Source organism: Dactylosporangium sp. NPDC006015 (assembly GCF_040614215.1).
Lineage (GTDB): Bacteria > Actinomycetota > Actinomycetes > Mycobacteriales > Micromonosporaceae > Dactylosporangium > Dactylosporangium maewongense.
The window spans coordinates 100,012-115,610 of sequence record NZ_JBEXUD010000026.1 but is presented as its reverse complement, the minus strand read 5'-3'; the positions used below and the strand labels follow the sequence as shown (position 1 = coordinate 115,610).

At 72.8% G+C, this 15,599-nt stretch carries 17 protein-coding genes and 1 pseudogene; 8 read left to right on the top strand and 10 right to left on the bottom strand.

The window, feature by feature from the left end; genetic code table 11:
- Positions 1-17 precede the first annotated feature (17 nt).
- Together ABZ321_RS35965 and ABZ321_RS35960 are read left to right on the top strand one after the other, a co-directional pair.
- Positions 18-1,019 (top strand): hypothetical protein, encoded by a 1,002-nt coding sequence (locus ABZ321_RS35965; protein WP_354899778.1) that lies wholly within the window; start codon positions 18-20, stop codon positions 1,017-1,019.
- A 193-nt stretch (positions 1,020-1,212) separates the two neighbouring features.
- A complete protein-coding gene (locus ABZ321_RS35960; protein WP_344501370.1) occupies positions 1,213-1,569 on the top strand; it encodes a response regulator transcription factor in 357 nt (118 codons plus the stop codon).
- On the opposite strand, the gene ABZ321_RS35955 is transcribed toward ABZ321_RS35960, so the two are convergent.
- A complete protein-coding gene (locus tag ABZ321_RS35955; RefSeq protein ID WP_344501371.1) occupies positions 1,535-2,194 on the bottom strand; it encodes a response regulator transcription factor in 660 nt (219 codons plus the stop codon). The genes ABZ321_RS35960 and ABZ321_RS35955 overlap by 35 nt on opposite strands.
- Positions 2,195-2,235: 41 nt before the next feature.
- On the opposite strand from ABZ321_RS35955, the gene ABZ321_RS35950 reads away from it, so the two are divergent.
- Together ABZ321_RS35950 and ABZ321_RS35945 are read left to right on the top strand one after the other, a co-directional pair.
- Entirely contained in the window at positions 2,236-4,158 is a 1,923-nt protein-coding gene (locus tag ABZ321_RS35950) for a CHASE3 domain-containing protein (protein WP_344501372.1), read from the top strand.
- A 137-nt stretch (positions 4,159-4,295) separates the two neighbouring features.
- Positions 4,296-4,535 (top strand): hypothetical protein, encoded by a 240-nt coding sequence (locus tag ABZ321_RS35945; protein ID WP_344501373.1) that lies wholly within the window; start codon positions 4,296-4,298, stop codon positions 4,533-4,535.
- Positions 4,536-4,550: 15 nt separating this feature from the next.
- Here the strand turns inward: ABZ321_RS35945 and ABZ321_RS35940 are convergent, their stop codons facing one another.
- From ABZ321_RS35940 to ABZ321_RS35920, 5 genes are all read right to left on the bottom strand, one after another.
- Positions 4,551-5,273 (bottom strand): hypothetical protein, encoded by a 723-nt coding sequence (locus ABZ321_RS35940; RefSeq protein ID WP_354899773.1) that lies wholly within the window; start codon positions 5,271-5,273, stop codon positions 4,551-4,553.
- 192 nt (positions 5,274-5,465) lie between these two features.
- Positions 5,466-6,908 carry a DUF1996 domain-containing protein gene (locus tag ABZ321_RS35935; protein WP_344501375.1) on the bottom strand — a complete coding sequence of 481 codons (1,443 nt, stop codon included), beginning with the start codon at positions 6,906-6,908 and terminating at the stop codon, positions 5,466-5,468.
- Between the two features lie 139 nt (positions 6,909-7,047).
- Positions 7,048-7,881 (bottom strand): class II fructose-bisphosphate aldolase, encoded by an 834-nt coding sequence (locus ABZ321_RS35930; RefSeq protein ID WP_344501376.1) that lies wholly within the window; start codon positions 7,879-7,881, stop codon positions 7,048-7,050.
- Positions 7,862-8,710, bottom strand: a complete 849-nt coding sequence (locus tag ABZ321_RS35925; RefSeq protein WP_354899769.1) for a PfkB family carbohydrate kinase — start codon at positions 8,708-8,710, stop codon at positions 7,862-7,864. Before ABZ321_RS35925 ends, ABZ321_RS35930 begins: the two co-directional genes overlap by 20 nt.
- Before the next feature lie 8 nt (positions 8,711-8,718).
- Positions 8,719-9,594: a sugar isomerase gene (locus ABZ321_RS35920; protein ID WP_344501378.1), complete on the bottom strand. Its 876-nt coding sequence runs from the start codon at positions 9,592-9,594 to the stop codon at positions 8,719-8,721.
- Between the two features lie 89 nt (positions 9,595-9,683).
- On the opposite strand from ABZ321_RS35920, the gene ABZ321_RS35915 reads away from it, so the two are divergent.
- Positions 9,684-10,454 carry a DeoR/GlpR family DNA-binding transcription regulator gene (locus tag ABZ321_RS35915; protein WP_344501379.1) on the top strand — a complete coding sequence of 257 codons (771 nt, stop codon included), beginning with the start codon at positions 9,684-9,686 and terminating at the stop codon, positions 10,452-10,454.
- A 108-nt stretch (positions 10,455-10,562) separates the two neighbouring features.
- Here the strand turns inward: ABZ321_RS35915 and ABZ321_RS35910 are convergent.
- Both ABZ321_RS35910 and ABZ321_RS35905 read right to left on the bottom strand, forming a co-directional pair.
- Positions 10,563-11,717 (bottom strand): annotated as a pseudogene (locus tag ABZ321_RS35910) (glycosyltransferase family 4 protein); the annotation flags it as partial.
- Positions 11,718-11,721: 4 nt separating this feature from the next.
- Positions 11,722-12,390, bottom strand: a complete 669-nt coding sequence (locus ABZ321_RS35905; RefSeq protein WP_354899765.1) for a sugar transferase — start codon at positions 12,388-12,390, stop codon at positions 11,722-11,724.
- 204 nt (positions 12,391-12,594) lie between these two features.
- On the opposite strand from ABZ321_RS35905, the gene ABZ321_RS35900 reads away from it, so the two are divergent.
- Complete coding sequence (locus tag ABZ321_RS35900) at positions 12,595-13,356, top strand: thioredoxin family protein (RefSeq protein ID WP_354899762.1); 762 nt, start codon at positions 12,595-12,597, stop codon at positions 13,354-13,356.
- A gap of 25 nt (positions 13,357-13,381) precedes the next feature.
- Here ABZ321_RS35900 and ABZ321_RS35895 read toward each other — a convergent pair whose 3' ends face one another.
- Positions 13,382-13,756 (bottom strand): helix-turn-helix domain-containing protein, encoded by a 375-nt coding sequence (locus ABZ321_RS35895; protein WP_354899759.1) that lies wholly within the window; start codon positions 13,754-13,756, stop codon positions 13,382-13,384.
- A 108-nt stretch (positions 13,757-13,864) separates the two neighbouring features.
- Between ABZ321_RS35895 and ABZ321_RS35890 the strand changes: the two genes are divergently transcribed.
- Positions 13,865-14,221 carry a DoxX family protein gene (locus tag ABZ321_RS35890; protein WP_354899756.1) on the top strand — a complete coding sequence of 119 codons (357 nt, stop codon included), beginning with the start codon at positions 13,865-13,867 and terminating at the stop codon, positions 14,219-14,221.
- Positions 14,222-14,301: 80 nt separating this feature from the next.
- Entirely contained in the window at positions 14,302-14,898 is a 597-nt protein-coding gene (locus ABZ321_RS35885; protein WP_344501384.1) for a DUF308 domain-containing protein, read from the top strand.
- Positions 14,899-14,956: 58 nt separating this feature from the next.
- On the opposite strand, the gene ABZ321_RS35880 is transcribed toward ABZ321_RS35885, so the two are convergent.
- Positions 14,957-15,370, bottom strand: a complete 414-nt coding sequence (locus tag ABZ321_RS35880) for a hypothetical protein (RefSeq protein ID WP_354899753.1) — start codon at positions 15,368-15,370, stop codon at positions 14,957-14,959.
- Positions 15,371-15,599: the final 229 nt, after the last annotated feature.

Below are 15,599 nucleotides of genomic sequence, written 5' to 3'. Positions count from 1 at the left end.
TTTTTAGGAGACTTCCGATGGCAACCACCGCCGCACCACCGTCGGCCTGGCCCCGCGTCGGCGCGCTCGTGCTCCTGCTCACCGCGCTGCTCAGCGTCATGATGATCGCGTTCGCCTGGCCCGCGAGCCGCTCCAGCGTGCACGACATCCCGATCGCCGTCGCCGGCCCGGCCGCCGCCACCGCGCAGGTCACCCAGCAGCTGGCGGCGAAGCGCCCCGGCACCTTCGACGTGACCGTCGTCGGCGACACCGCCGCCGCGGAGCGGCTGATCCTCGACCGCGACGTCTACGGCGCCATCGACCTCTCCACCGGCCGGCCGCAGCTGATCATCGCCTCGGCCGCCAGCCCGTCCGTCGCCCAGGCCCTCCAGCAGGTCGCCCAGGCGCTCGGCGCCACCGAGCTGGCGGTCCCGGTCCGCGACCTGGTCCCGCTGCCCGCCGACGACCAGCGCGGCGCCGGCCTGGCCGCCGGTGCGCTCCCGCTCGTCCTCGGCGGGATCGCGGCCGCGGGCCTGCTCACCACCCTCGTCGTCGGCGCCGGCCGGCGCCTCGCGGGCGCGCTCGCCTTCTCGGTCACCGGCGGGCTCGCGCTCGTCGGCATCCTGCAGTTCTGGCTCGGCTCGGTCGAGGGCTCCTACTGGCTCAACGCCGGCGCCGTCGCCCTCGGCATCGCCGCCACCGCCCTGACCATCCTCGGCCTGGAGTCCCTGCTCGGCCCGGCCGGCCTGGGCCTCGGCGCGGCGACCATGATGCTGCTGGGAAACCCGCTGTCGGGGCTGACCAGCGCCCCGGAGATGCTGCCGTCGGGCTGGGGCGCCCTGGGCCAGTTCCTCCCGCCGGGGGCGGCCGGCTCCCTGCTGCGCAGTACCGCCTTCTTCGACGGCCACGCCGCCGCCGGGCACGTCTGGGTCCTGCTCGGCTGGGCGGCCTTCGGCCTGGCCCTCGCCGGCCTGGCGGCGCTGCGCACCGCTCGCCGCCCCGCCGCGGCGGAGCCGGCGGCTGATCTCGTGACCGTCTAGCTTCCGCTTCGACACCGGGCGGGGCGCTCCGGCGCCTCGCCCGGGCCGCATCCGGGGGGCCGGCAACAGTGGCGGCCGGGCTCATGGCGATCGGCCGCACCGCCGGCCCCGGGGTGGTAGGCGTGGTGGTGACATCCGGTCTTTCCGGCTAGCCGTAAGGTCAGCGGGCGGCTGGGCTGGCACCGTTCAAGGTATGACGATCCGCTGCGTCATCGTCGACGACTCGGAGCGCTTTCGCGCGGGAGCCAAACGTCTGCTGACCGCGCAGGGGATCGCCGTGGTCGGGGACGCTGCGGACAGCCGGGGGGCGCTGCAGGCCATCGACGCGCAGCGGCCGGACGTCGTGCTGGTGGACGTCGGCCTCGGGGCGGAGAGCGGGTTCGACCTCGCCGCCCGGATCGAGGAGAGCCCCGTCATCATGGTGTCGGCGTTCTCCGCGGAAGAGGTGGCCGACCTGCTCGCGGACAGCCGGGCGATCGGCTTCCTGCCGAAGGAGCACCTGTCCGCCGCGGCGATCAAGTGCCTGCTGACGCGGCTTCAAGGAACGTGAGCACCGCCAGGACCCGGCGGTGGGTCTCGTCGGTCTCCGGCAGGTCGAGCTTGGTCAGGATCGACCTGACGTGCTTCTCGACGGTGCCCTCGGTGACCCACAGCTGCTTCGCCACCCCCGCGTTGGACCGGCCCTCCGCCATCAGCGCGAGCACCTCCCGCTCCCGGGGACTCAGCACGTCGAGCGGGTCCCGCCGCCGGTGCGCCGCGACGAGCTCCTGCACCACCGCCGGGTCGACCACGGTCCCGCCGTCCTGCACCCGGTGCAGCGTCTCCAGGAACTCCTCGACGTCGGTGATCCGGGTCTTCAGCAGGTACCCGATCCGCTCGCCGCTGGCCAGCAGCTCGATCGCGTGCTCCACCTCGACGAACGCCGACAGCACGAGGATCGCCACGGACGGGAACCGGCTCCTGATCTCCCGTGCCGCGGCCAGCCCCTCGTTGGTGTGTGTCGGGGGCATGCGGATGTCCACCACCGCGAGGTCGGGCCTGACCTCCTCGACCAGCCGCAGCAGGTGCGATCCGTCGTCGGCAACTCCGGCCACGGTGTACCCATGACGGTCGAGCAGGCTGGCGAGGCCCTCTCGGAGCAGCACGTCATCGTCAGCGACCACCACAGATGTCATCAAATCCAACATATCCCCGCGTTAGGGGGTAAGGACACCCCATGCACGGGGGGTTGACGCTCCGCCTAGGGGTCACCTGCGCGCTGTTCACACTGCTGATCAGCACGGCGTTCGCCGCCATCCTCCTGTCCGTCTACCAGCTGCGCGAATCCGTCCTCGCAGTCACCCGGGCCGAGCGATCGGTCTCCGCCGCCACCACCCTCGAGCGGCTCCTGCTGGACGTCGAGGCCGGCCGCCGCGGCTTCGCGCTCACCCGTGACCCCGCGGTGCTCGTGCCGTGGAAGGCCGCCCAGGAGCAGATCCCGGCACAGCAGCAGGAGCTGGCCGCGACCGTCGCCGGCGACCGCGTGCAGACCGCCCGCGTCGCCGTGCTCAACCTGGACATCACCGACTATCTCGACGACTACGCCGACCCTTCCATCGCCCTGGAGGAGGGCGCCGTGCCGAAGAACATCAGCCCCACATCGGTCCTTCAGGGGCAGCGGCAGATCTCCGCGCTGCGCCAGGAGTTCGACGACTTCGCCGCCGCCCAGCGCCGCACCGTCGAACAGAGCCGCCGCGAGTCGATGCTCGCCGGGCGGCGGGCCCTCGTCGCGGGCATCGGCGGCTTCACCACCGCCATGTTCGGCGTCGCGATCCTGACCCGCTCCCTCGCCGTGATGGTGGTGCGGCCACTGCGCCGGCTCGTCTCGGCGGCCGACGAAGTCGCCCGCGGCGACCTGAACGTCCGGGTCGCCACCGACGGGGCGGTCGAGATCGGCAGCATGCAGCGCACGTTCAACTCGATGGTCGGCGCCATGCGACGCAGCCGCACCACGCTCAGCTCGGTGGCCGCCGAACAGGCGGCGCTGCGCCGGGTGGCGACCGTCGCGGCCAAGGGCCGGCCGGCGGTGGCCGTGTTCGGCGCCGTGACCGAGGAGGCCGGCAAGCTCTTCGGCGCCGACGCCACCGCCCTGGTCCGCTTCGAACCCGACGGCGAGGGCACCGTCGTGGCGACCTGGAGCGCCGACGCCGCGCACCGCATCTCGCCGGGCAAGGTCATCCTGGATCGTGAGGGCGTGGCCGGGCGGGTGCTGCACTCGGGCAAGCCGGTCCACATCGAGGCCCCCCCGAACGCGGGCTTCCTCGCCCGGGAGTTCGGCGACCTCTCGATCCGCTCCGCGATCGGCGCGCCGGTCCTCGTCGCCGGCCGCACCTGGGGCGTGCTGAAGGCCCTGTCGACCAGCGCCCGGCCGCTGCTGCAGCACGACGCCGCCCGCGCCGCCGAGTTCACCGACCTGGTCGCCAGCTCGATCGCCAGCTCGCAGGCCCGCGCCGACCTGACCGCCTCGCGGGCCAGGGTCGTCGCCGCCACCGACGAGGGCCGCCGCCGGATCGAACGCGACCTGCACGACGGCACCCAGCAGCGGCTGATCGCGCTGCTGCTGCAGCTGCGGGCGACCGAGACGCAGGCCGGCGGCGAGCTGCGGGAGCGGCTGTCGCACATCGGCACCGACCTGGCCGAGGCGATCGACGAGCTGCGCGAGCTCGCCCGCGGCATCCACCCGTCGATCCTGTCCGACGGCGGGCTGGTGCCGGCGGTCAAGTCGCTGGGGCGCCGGTCGCCGGTGCCGGTGGAGGTCCGGCTCGACCTGCCCACGCGGATCGACACGAAGATCGAGATCGGCGCGTACTACGTGATCGCCGAAGCGCTCACCAACGCGATCCGGCACGCCCACCCCACGCTGATCTCCGTCCGCGGGTCCGTCGCCGACGACCTCGACGGCGGCGCGCTGGAGTTCTCGATCGAGGACGACGGCGCCGGCGGCGCCGACCCGCACCTGGGCACCGGCCTGATCGGCCTCGGTGACCGGATCGCCGCGCTCGGCGGCACGATGCACATCGCCAGCCGGCCCGGTCACGGCACCACATTGTCCTGCAGAATTCCCCTGAGGGACGAGTCCGTGAAGGGTGAGGCCAGTTGAGATGCCGGTGGCTGCCAGCCGGTATCTCCGGGTCCGGAAACCCGCAGCCCCGGACGCATGCTGGCGCAGATGCCCCGCCCCCTCACCCGAGCGACGGTGGACAGGACAACAACGACCTCTCCGAGAGGTGAGCCACCATGACGACCTGCCTCGTCGACCCGGTCCTGTGCATGGCCCTGTTCGTCTCCGACACTCCCAACCACGCGGACCTGGACGACGCGACCGTCCGCGACACCGTCGACCGGACCCTCGATCAGCTCGGTCCCGACGAGTGCTACGCCCGCGCCGCCGAGGTCTTCGGCGACCGCCCCGAGGTGGCCCTGGACCGCATCCAGTGGGCCCGCACGCTGTGCACCCGCGCCCTGGCCGACGCCTGATCCCCCCGATGTTCCTCAGTTCCCCGCAGGAACGGTGGCGGTGATGGCGGTGGCGCTCGCGGTGTCGCCCGTGACCGTGCCGACCACGGTCACGGTGTCGCCGACCTGCACGTCGCCGATCGTGCCTCCACCGCTGACCGTCGTCGCCGACGTCACCGCGAACGTGGTCGCGTGGCCGTCGGCGCTCTTCGCGGTGATCGACGTGGCGCTCACCGCGGTGACCGTTCCGGTCTGCATCCGCCTGGTGACGTAGCCGCCGTTGCTGTCGGAGGCGACGAAGTCGCCGTACATGACACCGGCGAGCCCACCGGCACCCCGCCCCATCCCGCCGCCCATCGCGCCGCGCCCACCCTGACCGCCGTCCGGTGCGCCGCCCTGCCCCCCTTGGGCCCCCTGACCGTCCTGCGCCCCCTGGGCTCCCTGCTGCCCCCCTTGAGCCCCCTGCGCCCCCTGCGCTCCCTGACCGCTCTGCGCGCCGGCCTGCTGGCTCGCCGGCGCCGCGCTGTCCTCGGACGCCCTGATCACCGCGAACCCGCCGCCGCCGATGACGAGCGCCGCGACCGCCCCGACGATCGCCGTCTTGAGCCGCGACGACCTGGCCGCCGGGCGCTGTGCGGGTGGCCCCTCGATGACCGCGGCCGGAGTCTGGCCCTGGTAGGCCGGGGCCGTCATGTCCGGCACAGGCGTGTTGTTGACGGGGGTGGCCCAGACGGGGGTGGGCTGCTCGGTGCTGGTCATCATGTCGCTCCCGGTCTCGGTCGGCCCGCTCCCGGAGGGCCGCTGGAAGCAACTCTCGGCCCTATCCCTGTGCACACGGTCCGCCGAGGTTGGCAGCCGGCTGTGAAACCCGGCTGTGGACCCGGCCATCCCTGAACAGCGGAATGGCCACCCGTGGCGGCGGGTGGCCATTCCGAGCTCCTGCGCGCCCGGCTAGAAGTTGCCCGCCGAGTTGCACTTGTAGCCCTGGTCGAGGCAGTCCCGGACCCGCCGGGCCAGCTCCTCCGGCTCCCACGCGTTGAAGAAGTCCGCGTGCATCGAGTAGCCGTTGCCCGACGAGAGCGTGATCCCGGTGGTGTTGGTGTTCAGCGGGTACGCGATGACGAACGACACCGACGGGATCGGCACCGGGTGCGACTTCGGGCAGGCGCCCGTGTAGTCGCCGTTGGCCATGTGGTCCTTGTGGTTCGGGCTGTCCAGGTGCACGCCGTCCCAGCAGTCGGGGAACGTGATCTGGCGGACCAGCTCGGCCGTCGGGGCGCAGACCGGGTACTCGCCGTCCGGCGTGCGGCCGGTGGCGCCGCCGATGCCCGCGCACCAGAAGTGGTTGCCCTGCTTGTCGGGCGTGTCCGTCTGGGTCTTCGCGTCGCCGGCGATCATCCGCAGCCCGGTCGGGAAGGGCTGCGTCTTGCTCGGGTCCTTGAGCCGCGAGCCGTAGTAGACGGTGACCGCGCCCTTCGGGTCGACGACCTTGCCGTTCTGGTACAGCGTCGGGATCCAGTACGCCGAGTGGTCGCCGGTCGGGTTGCAGGTCGTGTTGCCCGCCAGCAGGCTCTCGGTGGTCGAGGCCGCGTCGGTGGTCTTGTTGCCGAAGAACGTGTGGTTGTGCGCGGCGCCGGTCAGGCCGGGGAAGACGATCGGGTCGTCGTTGTTGTGGTGGCTCACCGTGCATTGCGCGTTGAACTCGGGGACCTTCACCGGGTTGTTGGTGACCGGCTTCGGCTTGCGGGCGAAGAACGCGGCGGTGTCCGCGGCCTGCTTCGCCGGGTCGACGGTCGGCCAGCCGGTCTGCGGCGCCGGCGGCGCGCTGGTCGGCGGCCTGGTCGTGGGCGCGGTCGGCGGCGTGGTGGTGCCGCCGGTCGGCGAGCCGGGGACCGTCGCCGTCGGCGTCCGCTTCAACTGCAGCCAGTTGATGTTGATGAAGTCGCTCTGCTGGTCGCTCTTGAGCACGACGAAGACCGTCTGCTTGCCGGTCAGCGCGGTCGGGCTGACGGCGGTCTTCGTGGTCCACGTCTGCCAGCCGCCGGTGTAGTTCACCGGGTAGCTGGCGAGCAGCTCACCGGTCTGCGTGCCGGCGCGCAGCTCGACGGTGCCACCGGCGCGGCTGGCCGCGGCGACCCGGACACTGGCGGTCAGCGAGCCAGTGCCGCCGAGGTCCACGCCGTCGTAGCGCATCCAGTCCCCGTTGGCGAGCCAGCCGACGTTCTTGCCGCCGCCGGTGTCGCCGGTGTTCTCGGTCCTGGCGCCGGACTGGGCGCTCCACGCCTCGGCCTGCAGCAGCCCGGCGGTGTCGGCCTGCTCGGCGCCGGCGGTGGTGGTGACGATGACGGTCGTGGCGACCGCGCCGACGACCGGCACGGCGAGAAGTGCGAGCAAGGTGCGTCGTCTGGTCTGCCGCTGGGTCGGCATGAGCCCTCCGGAACGGGTCTGGTCGATGCGAGCACCGCGACCGTAGACACCAGGAGAGCGCTCTCTCAAGCGTTCCGGGGAGATCTAAGTCGAACGTAAAGGTGGCCTAAAGCTCGGTCACGACCCGCAATGCGTGCGTCACCGTGTCGGCCATCGCCTGCCGCGCGGCCTTCAGGTACTTGCGCGGGTCGACCACGGCCGCGTCCTCCAGCGCCGACCGCACCGCGCCGGTGAACGCGACGTTCAGCGCCGTGCCGATATTGATCTTCACGAGGCCGCCGCGGACCGCCGCGCGCAGCTCGTCGTCGGGCACGCCCGAGGAGCCGTGCAGCACCAGGGGGACGGGCACCGCAGCCGTCAGGGCGGCGATGAGTGCGTGGTCCAGCGCCGCCGTCCGGGTCGTCATCGCGTGGCTCGACCCGACCGCGACGGCGAGCGCGTCGACGCCGGTCGCCGCCACGTACGCCGCCGCCTCCGCCGGGTCGGTCCGCACGCCGGGCGCGTGCGCGCCGTCCTTGCCGCCGACCTCGCCGAGCTCGCTCTCCACCCAGATCCCGGCTGCCCGGCCCCGCTCGGCCGCCGCCTTCGTCGCGGCCACGTTCGCCTCGAACGGCAGCTTTGACGCGTCGTACATCGCGGATCCGAACCCGTGCGCCGCGGCCTGGTCGAACAGCTCGTCGCTCTCCACGTGGTCGAGGTGCAGCGCCACCGGCACCGACGACAGCTCGGCGACCCGGCGGGCCGCGGCCGCGATCGGCGCCAGGCGCCCCCCGTGGAACTTCACCGCGTTCTCGCTGATCTGCAGCACGACGGGGCAGCCCGCTGCCTCCGCCCCCGCGACGATCGCCTCGGCGTGCTCGACGGTGATGACGTTGAACGCGCCGACGCCCACGTTCGCGCTGCGTGCCGCTTCGACGATCTCACCCGTGGGGCTGAACATGGACCCGTTCCCTCGTTGCTCGGTAGTGGTTGATATCGATCTCTCCGGCGACCGGTGCGGCCACGGCGGCGCCCGCCAGGGCGACCGCGTCGGCGAGCAGCTCCGGCCAGGGCGTGCCGTCCCGCAGCCCCCGTGCGAGGGCGGCCGCGCACGCGTCGCCGGCGCCGGTCGGGTTGCCGGTCACCACCTCGGGTGGGATCGCCCGCCACGACCCTTCGGGCGTCCGCGCGATCAGCCCTCGCGGGCCGTGCGTCTCGACGACCGCCCGGAGCGGTGTCTGGATGTCGTTCAGCTCGGCCGCGTTGGGCTTCACGACGTCCGGGCCGGCGGCGGCGCCGATCCGGAGCGCGTCGCCGCTGGAGTCGAGGACGCTGCGGCAGGTGTACCGGCGGGCGAGCCCGACCAGCGTCGCGTAGGCGTCCGCCGGCAGACCCCGCGGCAGCGACCCGGACAGCACCACCACCTCGGCGTCCTTGACGAGCGCCGCGTAGTGCTCCTGGAACGCGCCCCACTCGTCCGGCGTGACGGCCGGCCCGGGCTCCCACAGCCCCGTCGCGTCGGCCCGGTCGACGACCGTCACGGTCCGCCGCGTCTCCCCGCCGATGGCCGTGAAGCTGTGCGGCACCGCGGTCCTGGCGGCGACGGCCGCGCCCGTCATCCCGCCGAGCAGCCCGGTGGCGAGGACCGGCTCGCCGAGCGCGTGCAGCACCGCGGCGACGTTGAGCCCCTTGCCGCCGGCCCGCTCCCGCACCGCCGTGACGCGGTGCGTGGCGTGCGGCACCAGCGCGTCCACCGTGTACGTGACGTCGAGCGCGGGGTTCAGCGTCACCGTGAGGATCATGGCTGGGTAAGGATCACGGACCGGGTCAGCAGTCGCGGCCGGTCCGGGTCGAGGCCCTTGTGCTCCGCGAGCGCGACGGCGAAGCGCTGCGCCAGCACGAGCTGGGCCAGTGGGTCGAGGCCGTTGCGCACCGGGGTGGCGCCGGCGCCGCGGATCGTGTCGTCGAGGCTGTCCGGCACCGCGCCGAACGCCCACACCAGGCTCTCCGGCCCGGCGACCGCGACCGGGCCGTGCCGGTAGTCCATCGCCGGGTAGGACTCCGACCAGGCCTGCGCGGCCTCGCGGACCTTGAGCGCCGCCTCGTGGGCGAGCCCGACGGTCCAGCCGGTGCCGAGGAACACCAGGTGCCCGACGTCCCGCACGCCCGCCGGCAGCTCCGCCGCCAGCGCCGCCGCGCCGTCCCCGACCAGGTGCGACAGGTTCTCGCCGTACGCGTGACGGGCCACCGCCAGCAGCGTCGTCGGGAACCTGGTCTGCACGACGCTGCGCTCGTCGGCGAAGTCCAGCAGGATCCGCTCGTCGACCAGGTCGTCGACCGGCTCCCCGTCCACCGCCGTCACCGCCACCCGGTGCGGGCTCCCCGGGAGGCGCCGCAGCGCGTCCAGCACCTCCGTCGAGGTGCCCGACCTGGTGAGGGCGATGACCCGGTCGTACCGGCGGCGCGGCACGAACTCGGAGGCGCACACGGCGTCGGTCTCGCCGAAGCCGGCGGCCTCGCGCAGCTCGGCCAGGCTCTGCGCCATGAACCACGAGGTGCCGCAGCCCAGCACCAGGGTGCGCTCGCCCCGTCCGGTGAGCGCGCTGCCGTCCACGGTCGCCGCTCGTGCCCAGGTCTCGGGCTGGCTGGCGATCTCCCTCGCGGTGTCCGTCATGCCAACCAGGGTTGCGCGTTTCCTGTTCGCTTCACAAGGTATCTTGCACAAGTGGACATTCTGAACTGCGCGTTTTGTTCGGTGATCGGGTGAGCCGCCGCCGCGCCGACCGCGTCTCGGCGATCCTGTCCCGCGTCTCGGGCAGCGGCTCCATCGACGCCGGCGCCCTCGCCTCGGAGTTCGGCGTCTCCACCGCCACGATCCGTCGCGACCTGCAGACGCTCGAGGACCAGCAGCTCCTCGCCCGCACCCACGGGGGCGCGGTCGCCGCGTCCCCGTCCCTCGCCGAGCTCCCGGTCCGCTACCGCACCGGCCAGCACCGCGAGGCCAAGGCCCGCATCGCGCAGCGCGCGTTCGAGCTGCTCCCGCACGGCCCGCTCACCCTGGGCCTCACCGGCGGCACCACTACCCACCTGCTCGCCCGGCTCCTGGCGACCCGCGTCGACCTGACCGTCGTCACCAACGCCGTCAACATCGCCGCCGAGCTGGCGCTGCGCCCTCGGCTGAAGCTGATCATGACCGGCGGCGTCACCCGCACCCAGTCCTACGAGCTCGTCGGCCCCATCGCCGACCGCACCCTGAACGGACTCCACCTCCAGGTGGCCGTCATCGGCGTCGACGGCATCACCGCCGCCGGCGGCCTCACCACCCACGACGACATCGAGGCCAACACCAACGCCACCATGCTCCGCCGCGCCACCCAGGTCATCGTCGTCGCCGACGGCTCAAAGATCGGCCGCGACTGCCTGGCCACCATCGCCCCGCTGGCCGAGGTCTCCACCCTGGTCACCGACTCCACCGCCGACCCCGCCGAGCTCGCCGCCGTCCGCGCCACCGGCGTCGCCGTCATCTGCGTCTGACCTGCGGCGGAGCGCCGGGCCGGGCGCCGGGCGCTGGGCGGGGATCCGGGTGGCAGTGGTGGGCGGAAGGGTGGGCAGGAGCCGGGACCAGACGGCGAGGTAGGCCTCGGCCTGGTGGTCCCAGGACAGGAAGGTCTCGAAGCGGTGGCGGCCGGTGGCGCTCATGGCCGCGCGGCGGGGCGGGTCGTCGAGCAGCGCGTCGAGGGCGGCGGCGAAGGCGACCGGGGTGGCCGCGGGGACGTAGAGCGCCGCGCCGGCGGCGGTGCGGCGGGTCTCGGTGAGGTCGGCGGCGACGACCGGGACGCCGCGGGCCAGGTACTCGACGGTCTTGGCCATGGTGGACCGGTCGTTCATGCGGGTCGGGAGGTCGGGCTGGATGGCGACGGTCGCGGTGCGCAGGAGGGCGTCGACCTCGACGGCGTCGAGCCAGCCGGGCAGCTCGACGACATCGGCCAGGCCGCGGTCCGCGGTGAGCTTCATGAGGGTCGGCCTGGACTCGCCGTCGCCGGCGATGACCATGCGCCAGCCGGTGCGGCCGCGGCGGCGGGTGAGTTCCTCGGCGGCGAGGACGGCGCCTTCGACGTTGTCCTGGGGGCCCAGCACGCCGAGGTAGGCGATCCGGTGCCCGGCCGCGGGAGCGGGGGACGCCACGCCGACCTCGCGCGCCGACGGCCCGTTGCGCACGACGGTCACCTTGTGCGCGGGGACGCCGCGGCGCAGCGCGTTGGCGCGGAACGACTCGTTGGTGGCGAAGACCGCGGTCGCGGTGCGCAGGGTGAGCCACTCGAAGAGGACGAGGACGCGGAACGCGAGCCCCCCGCCGTCCGAGCCGCTGCGGGTGGCCAGGATCTCGGGGCACAGGTCGTGGTGGTCGAAGACCCAGGGGCGGCGCAGCAGCCGGAACACCAGGGCGAGGGGCCAGTACACGTCGGGCGGGTTGCAGACCTGCACCGCGTGGGCGCGGCCGCGGAGGACCTCGCCGGCGAGGCGGACGGCGACGCAGAGGAAGGACCACACGAACTCGAGGGCGAAGGTGACGACGCCGGAGCCGGTGACCAGCAGCGGATACGGGCGCAGGCGCACGTCGCGGCTGCCCGGCAGGGTTCCGCGCGCGGTTCCGCGTGGGGCGATGATCGTCACGCCGTAGCCGCGCGACTCCAGCGACAGGCTCTCGCGGATGACGCGGCGGTCCCGCTCGGCGGGCAGGTTGGCCACGACGATCGCGATGTGCCGGACCCGCGGCCGGCGGGGAGGCCGAGGCATCCGGCTACCGGCTCGCCGAGCGGTCGAACACGACGATCGCCGTGCGGGCGAGGATGCGCAGGTCCAGCCAGAGCGACCGGTTGTCGGCGTAGTGGACGTCGAGCCGCAGCGCGCTGCGGAAGTCGAGCGTGCTGCGGCCGCTGACCTGCCACAGCCCGGTCATGCCGGGCCGCACGCTGAAGCGCCGCTCGACGTCGGCGGGGAAGAGCTCCGCCTCCCACGGGACGTAGGGGCGCGGGCCGACCAGCGACATCTCGCCGCGCACGACGTTCCACAGCTGCGGGAGCTCGTCGACGCTGTACTCGCGCAGCAGCCGCCCGACCGGGGTGACGCGGGGGTCGCGGGCGAACTTGTAGATACCGGGCTCGCCGCCGGTGGGTGGCACCTCGGCGACGAGCTGCTCGCGCATGAGGCGGCGGTGCTCGGTGTCGTCGTTGCCGTCGTACATGGTGCGGAACTTGAACATCGTGAAGACCTGGCGGCGCAGGCCGACCCGGTCCTGCCGGAACAGGGCGGGCCCGGGGCTGGTCAGTGCGACCGCGGCGTAGGCCGCCAGCAGCAGCGGCGAGAAGAGCACGATGAGCGCGAGCGCCGCCACCGACTCCGCGAGCTGCCGCGCCGATCGCCTGGCGAGCACTTCCCCCTCGGGAACCGCGGCGAACTCAACCGTCAAGCTCGGTCACCCCCGTGACTGTGCAAGGCGTACGGATACATCGCGGTCAGTGAAAGTACGAGTGCACGCTGTCGTAGTCGGCGACCGGTTCGCAAGCCCGTGTCGCATTGCTTACACGAAAACTGACGCAACCTTCTGGTTGCGTTCAGTCCGAGATTGTGCAACCGTTGGGTTGCTACAGGAGACCGGAGTCAGGGGGAAGAGATGATCGACCACAAGGTCGGGACGCGCGAGGAGTGGCTGGCGGCGCGGCTGGAGCTGCTCGAGGCCGAGAAGGAGCTCACCCGGCGCGGCGACGCCGTGGCCCGGCAGCGGCAGGAGCTGCCGTGGGTGCGGATCGACAAGGAGTACCGCTTCGACACCGAGGACGGGCCGGCGACCCTCGCCGACCTGTTCCGCGGCAGGTCGCAGCTGCTGATCTACCACTTCATGTTCGGGCCGGACTACACCGCGGGCTGCCCGTCGTGCTCCTCGATCGCGGACGGTTTCAACGGGTCCGTCGTCCACCTCGCGAACCACGACGTGACGCTGCACGCCGTGTCGCAGGCGCCGCTGGCGAAGCTGCTGGCCTACCGGGAGCGGATGGGCTGGACGTTCCCGTGGGCGTCGTCGGCCGGCAGCGACTTCAACTACGACTTCCGCGTGACGCACTCCGCCGAGGAGTGGCGGTCCGGCAGCGTGGAGTACAACTACCGGCAGATGGACGTCCGGCCGCCGGAGTCCGGGGAGATGCGCCCCGACGTGCTCGAGCTCGCCGGCGGGGTCGGCGTCGACTGGTCCACCTACCGGCAGCAGGGCCCGGGCCTGAGCGCGTTCGTGCGCGACGAGGACGGCGTCGTCCACCACACGTACTCCACCTACGAGCGCGGCGTGGACGCGATCTGGGGCATGTACCAGTGGCTCGACCGGGCGCCGCTGGGGCGCAACGAGACCGGCATCTGGTGGCGGCGCAAGGACGAGTACTGACCATTTTCGTGGGCCGCCCGATCGCTCAGGACCGCGCCTCGTAGGCCGCCCGGCTCGCCTCGATGTGCGGGACGTGCTCCATGGCCCAGCCGGCGAGGGCGAGCGCGGGTCCGATGAGGCTCTTGCCGGTCGAGGTCAGCGTGTACTCGACGCGGGGCGGGACCTCGGCGTGCACCGTCCTGGCGACCAGGCCGTCGCGCTCCAGGTGGCGCAGCGTCAGGGTCAGCATCCGCTGGGAGATGCCCGGGATCTGCTGGTGCAGGTCGGTGAAGCGGAGCGTCCCCTGGTCGAGGGTGGCCACGATCAGCAGGGTCCACTTGTTGCAGATCTGGTCGAGGATCGCGCGGATCGTCCGGCCGCCGTCGCCCCGGATCATGCAGGTGTGCTCGTACTCGGACATGACCATCCCTTGTGCGTCACGCACACGCGTGTGCCTTTTGTAAGCCCCTCAATAGTGACGCACCATGTGGTCACTTACGACTGGTAACCATCCTGGTGAGGGGCGCACATGGAGATCGCGTACTGGATCGTCGGCGGGCTGCTCGCGGTGTTCTACCTGTACGCCGGCGGCAAGAAGACCACGCAGAGCCAGGAGCGGTTGCTGCCGATGATGGGCTGGGTCGACCGGGTCCCGATGCCGCTCGTCCGGACGATCGGCGTGCTGGAGGTCCTCGGCGCGGCGGGCCTGATCCTGCCGCGGCTGACCGGGATCGCGCCGTGGCTGGCCGTCGCGGCGGCGGCGGGTCTGGTGCTGATCCAGGTCGGCGGCATCGCGGTGCACCTGTCGCGCGGCGAGGCCCGGCTGATCGGGCTCAACATCGGCCTGCTCGTGGCCGCGGCGGCAGCCGTCTGGCTCGCCTTCTGACATCCCCACCCTCCGCGGGCGATGACGTGGCCCGTGCGCGGGTGAATCGTGGGGTGGAACGAACATGAGAAGGAGGGGACATGGCGACGTTCTCAGCGAGACACGGCGGTGCGGTTCAGAAGTCGTCGCAGGCGGCGGCGGTGCCGTTCCGGCAGACCCTGGTGCTCGGCGTGGCCACCGCGCTGTTCGGGCTCGTGGTGCTCGTCTGGCCGGGCGAGACCCTGCGGGTCCTCGGTGCGCTGGTCGGCATCTGGCTGCTTGTCGCGGGCGTGATGCGGCTCGCGGCGGCCCTGACCGACCATCAGGCGGCGGGGCGGCGACTGATGACCGGCGTGGTGGGCGCGGCGATGGTGGTGGTGGGCATCGCGTGCCTGCGCGACGTCATCGCCGGCGTGACGGCCCTCGCGCTGATCGTCGGGCTGGCCTGGCTGCTGACCGGGCTGTCGGAGATCGGCATCGGGCTGATGACGCACGGCAGGACGCGGGTGTGGCTCACGACCATGGGCGTGGCCTCGCTGGTCGTCGGGCTCGTGTTCGTCATGTGGCCGGGCGCCACGCTCACCGCGATGGTGTTGCTGGCCGGGATCAGCGCGCTGGTGATCGGGTGCGCGGAGATCGCGTGCGCCTTCGTCATGCGCCGCGACGCCGCCGCGGTCCGGCCGGTGGCCCACCCGTAAACAAGCATGCACGTGCCGAGCAAGGCGGCCGCTCTCCTGTGGGGGAGCGGCCGCCGCGCTATTTCGACTCTGACTTGCGGGTGTGTGACCGGCTCGGCGTCTTCGCGGGCGTCCGCGCGTCGCCGGCCGGCTCGTCCTCCGCGTTGCCCTGCAGGACCTTCATGATCCTGGGGGCGAGCGCCTCCGCCAGGGCGGGTGCGAGCGCGTCGGCGAGCACCCCGGCGAGGGCCTCGGCCATGAGCAGCCGCTCCAGCGTCGAACCGCCCCGTGCCATGCCGCCCTGTGCCATGCCGGCCCGGATACTCTCCAGCAGGCCTCCCGGCATCGGGCCGCGGCCCCGGGCCCGGCCGGGGGCCTTCGTGATCTGTCCCTGGTCGGCGCTGTCGAGAATCTCCAGGATCAGTTCGTCGATGAGCGCCTCGACCTGCTGTGGCTGGTCGGGATCGTGTGGTGTCGACGATTCAGCCGCCACGATGGTGCCTCCCTTGAAATCGGCGAATATCCCGCCCCCGGCCGCGGTACGGCCGGGGACGGGACCGGGATGATCGGGTCAGTTGCGCGCCATCAGCGCGGCGAGCAGGAGTGGGTGCTCGACGATGTTCTTGCCCCGCCGCTTCCGCGAGGCGAGCGCGGCGAGCAGCAGCGGGTGCTCGATGATGCTGCCTTCGCTCTCCTCGCCGCGGCGGCGGGCGAGCATCGCG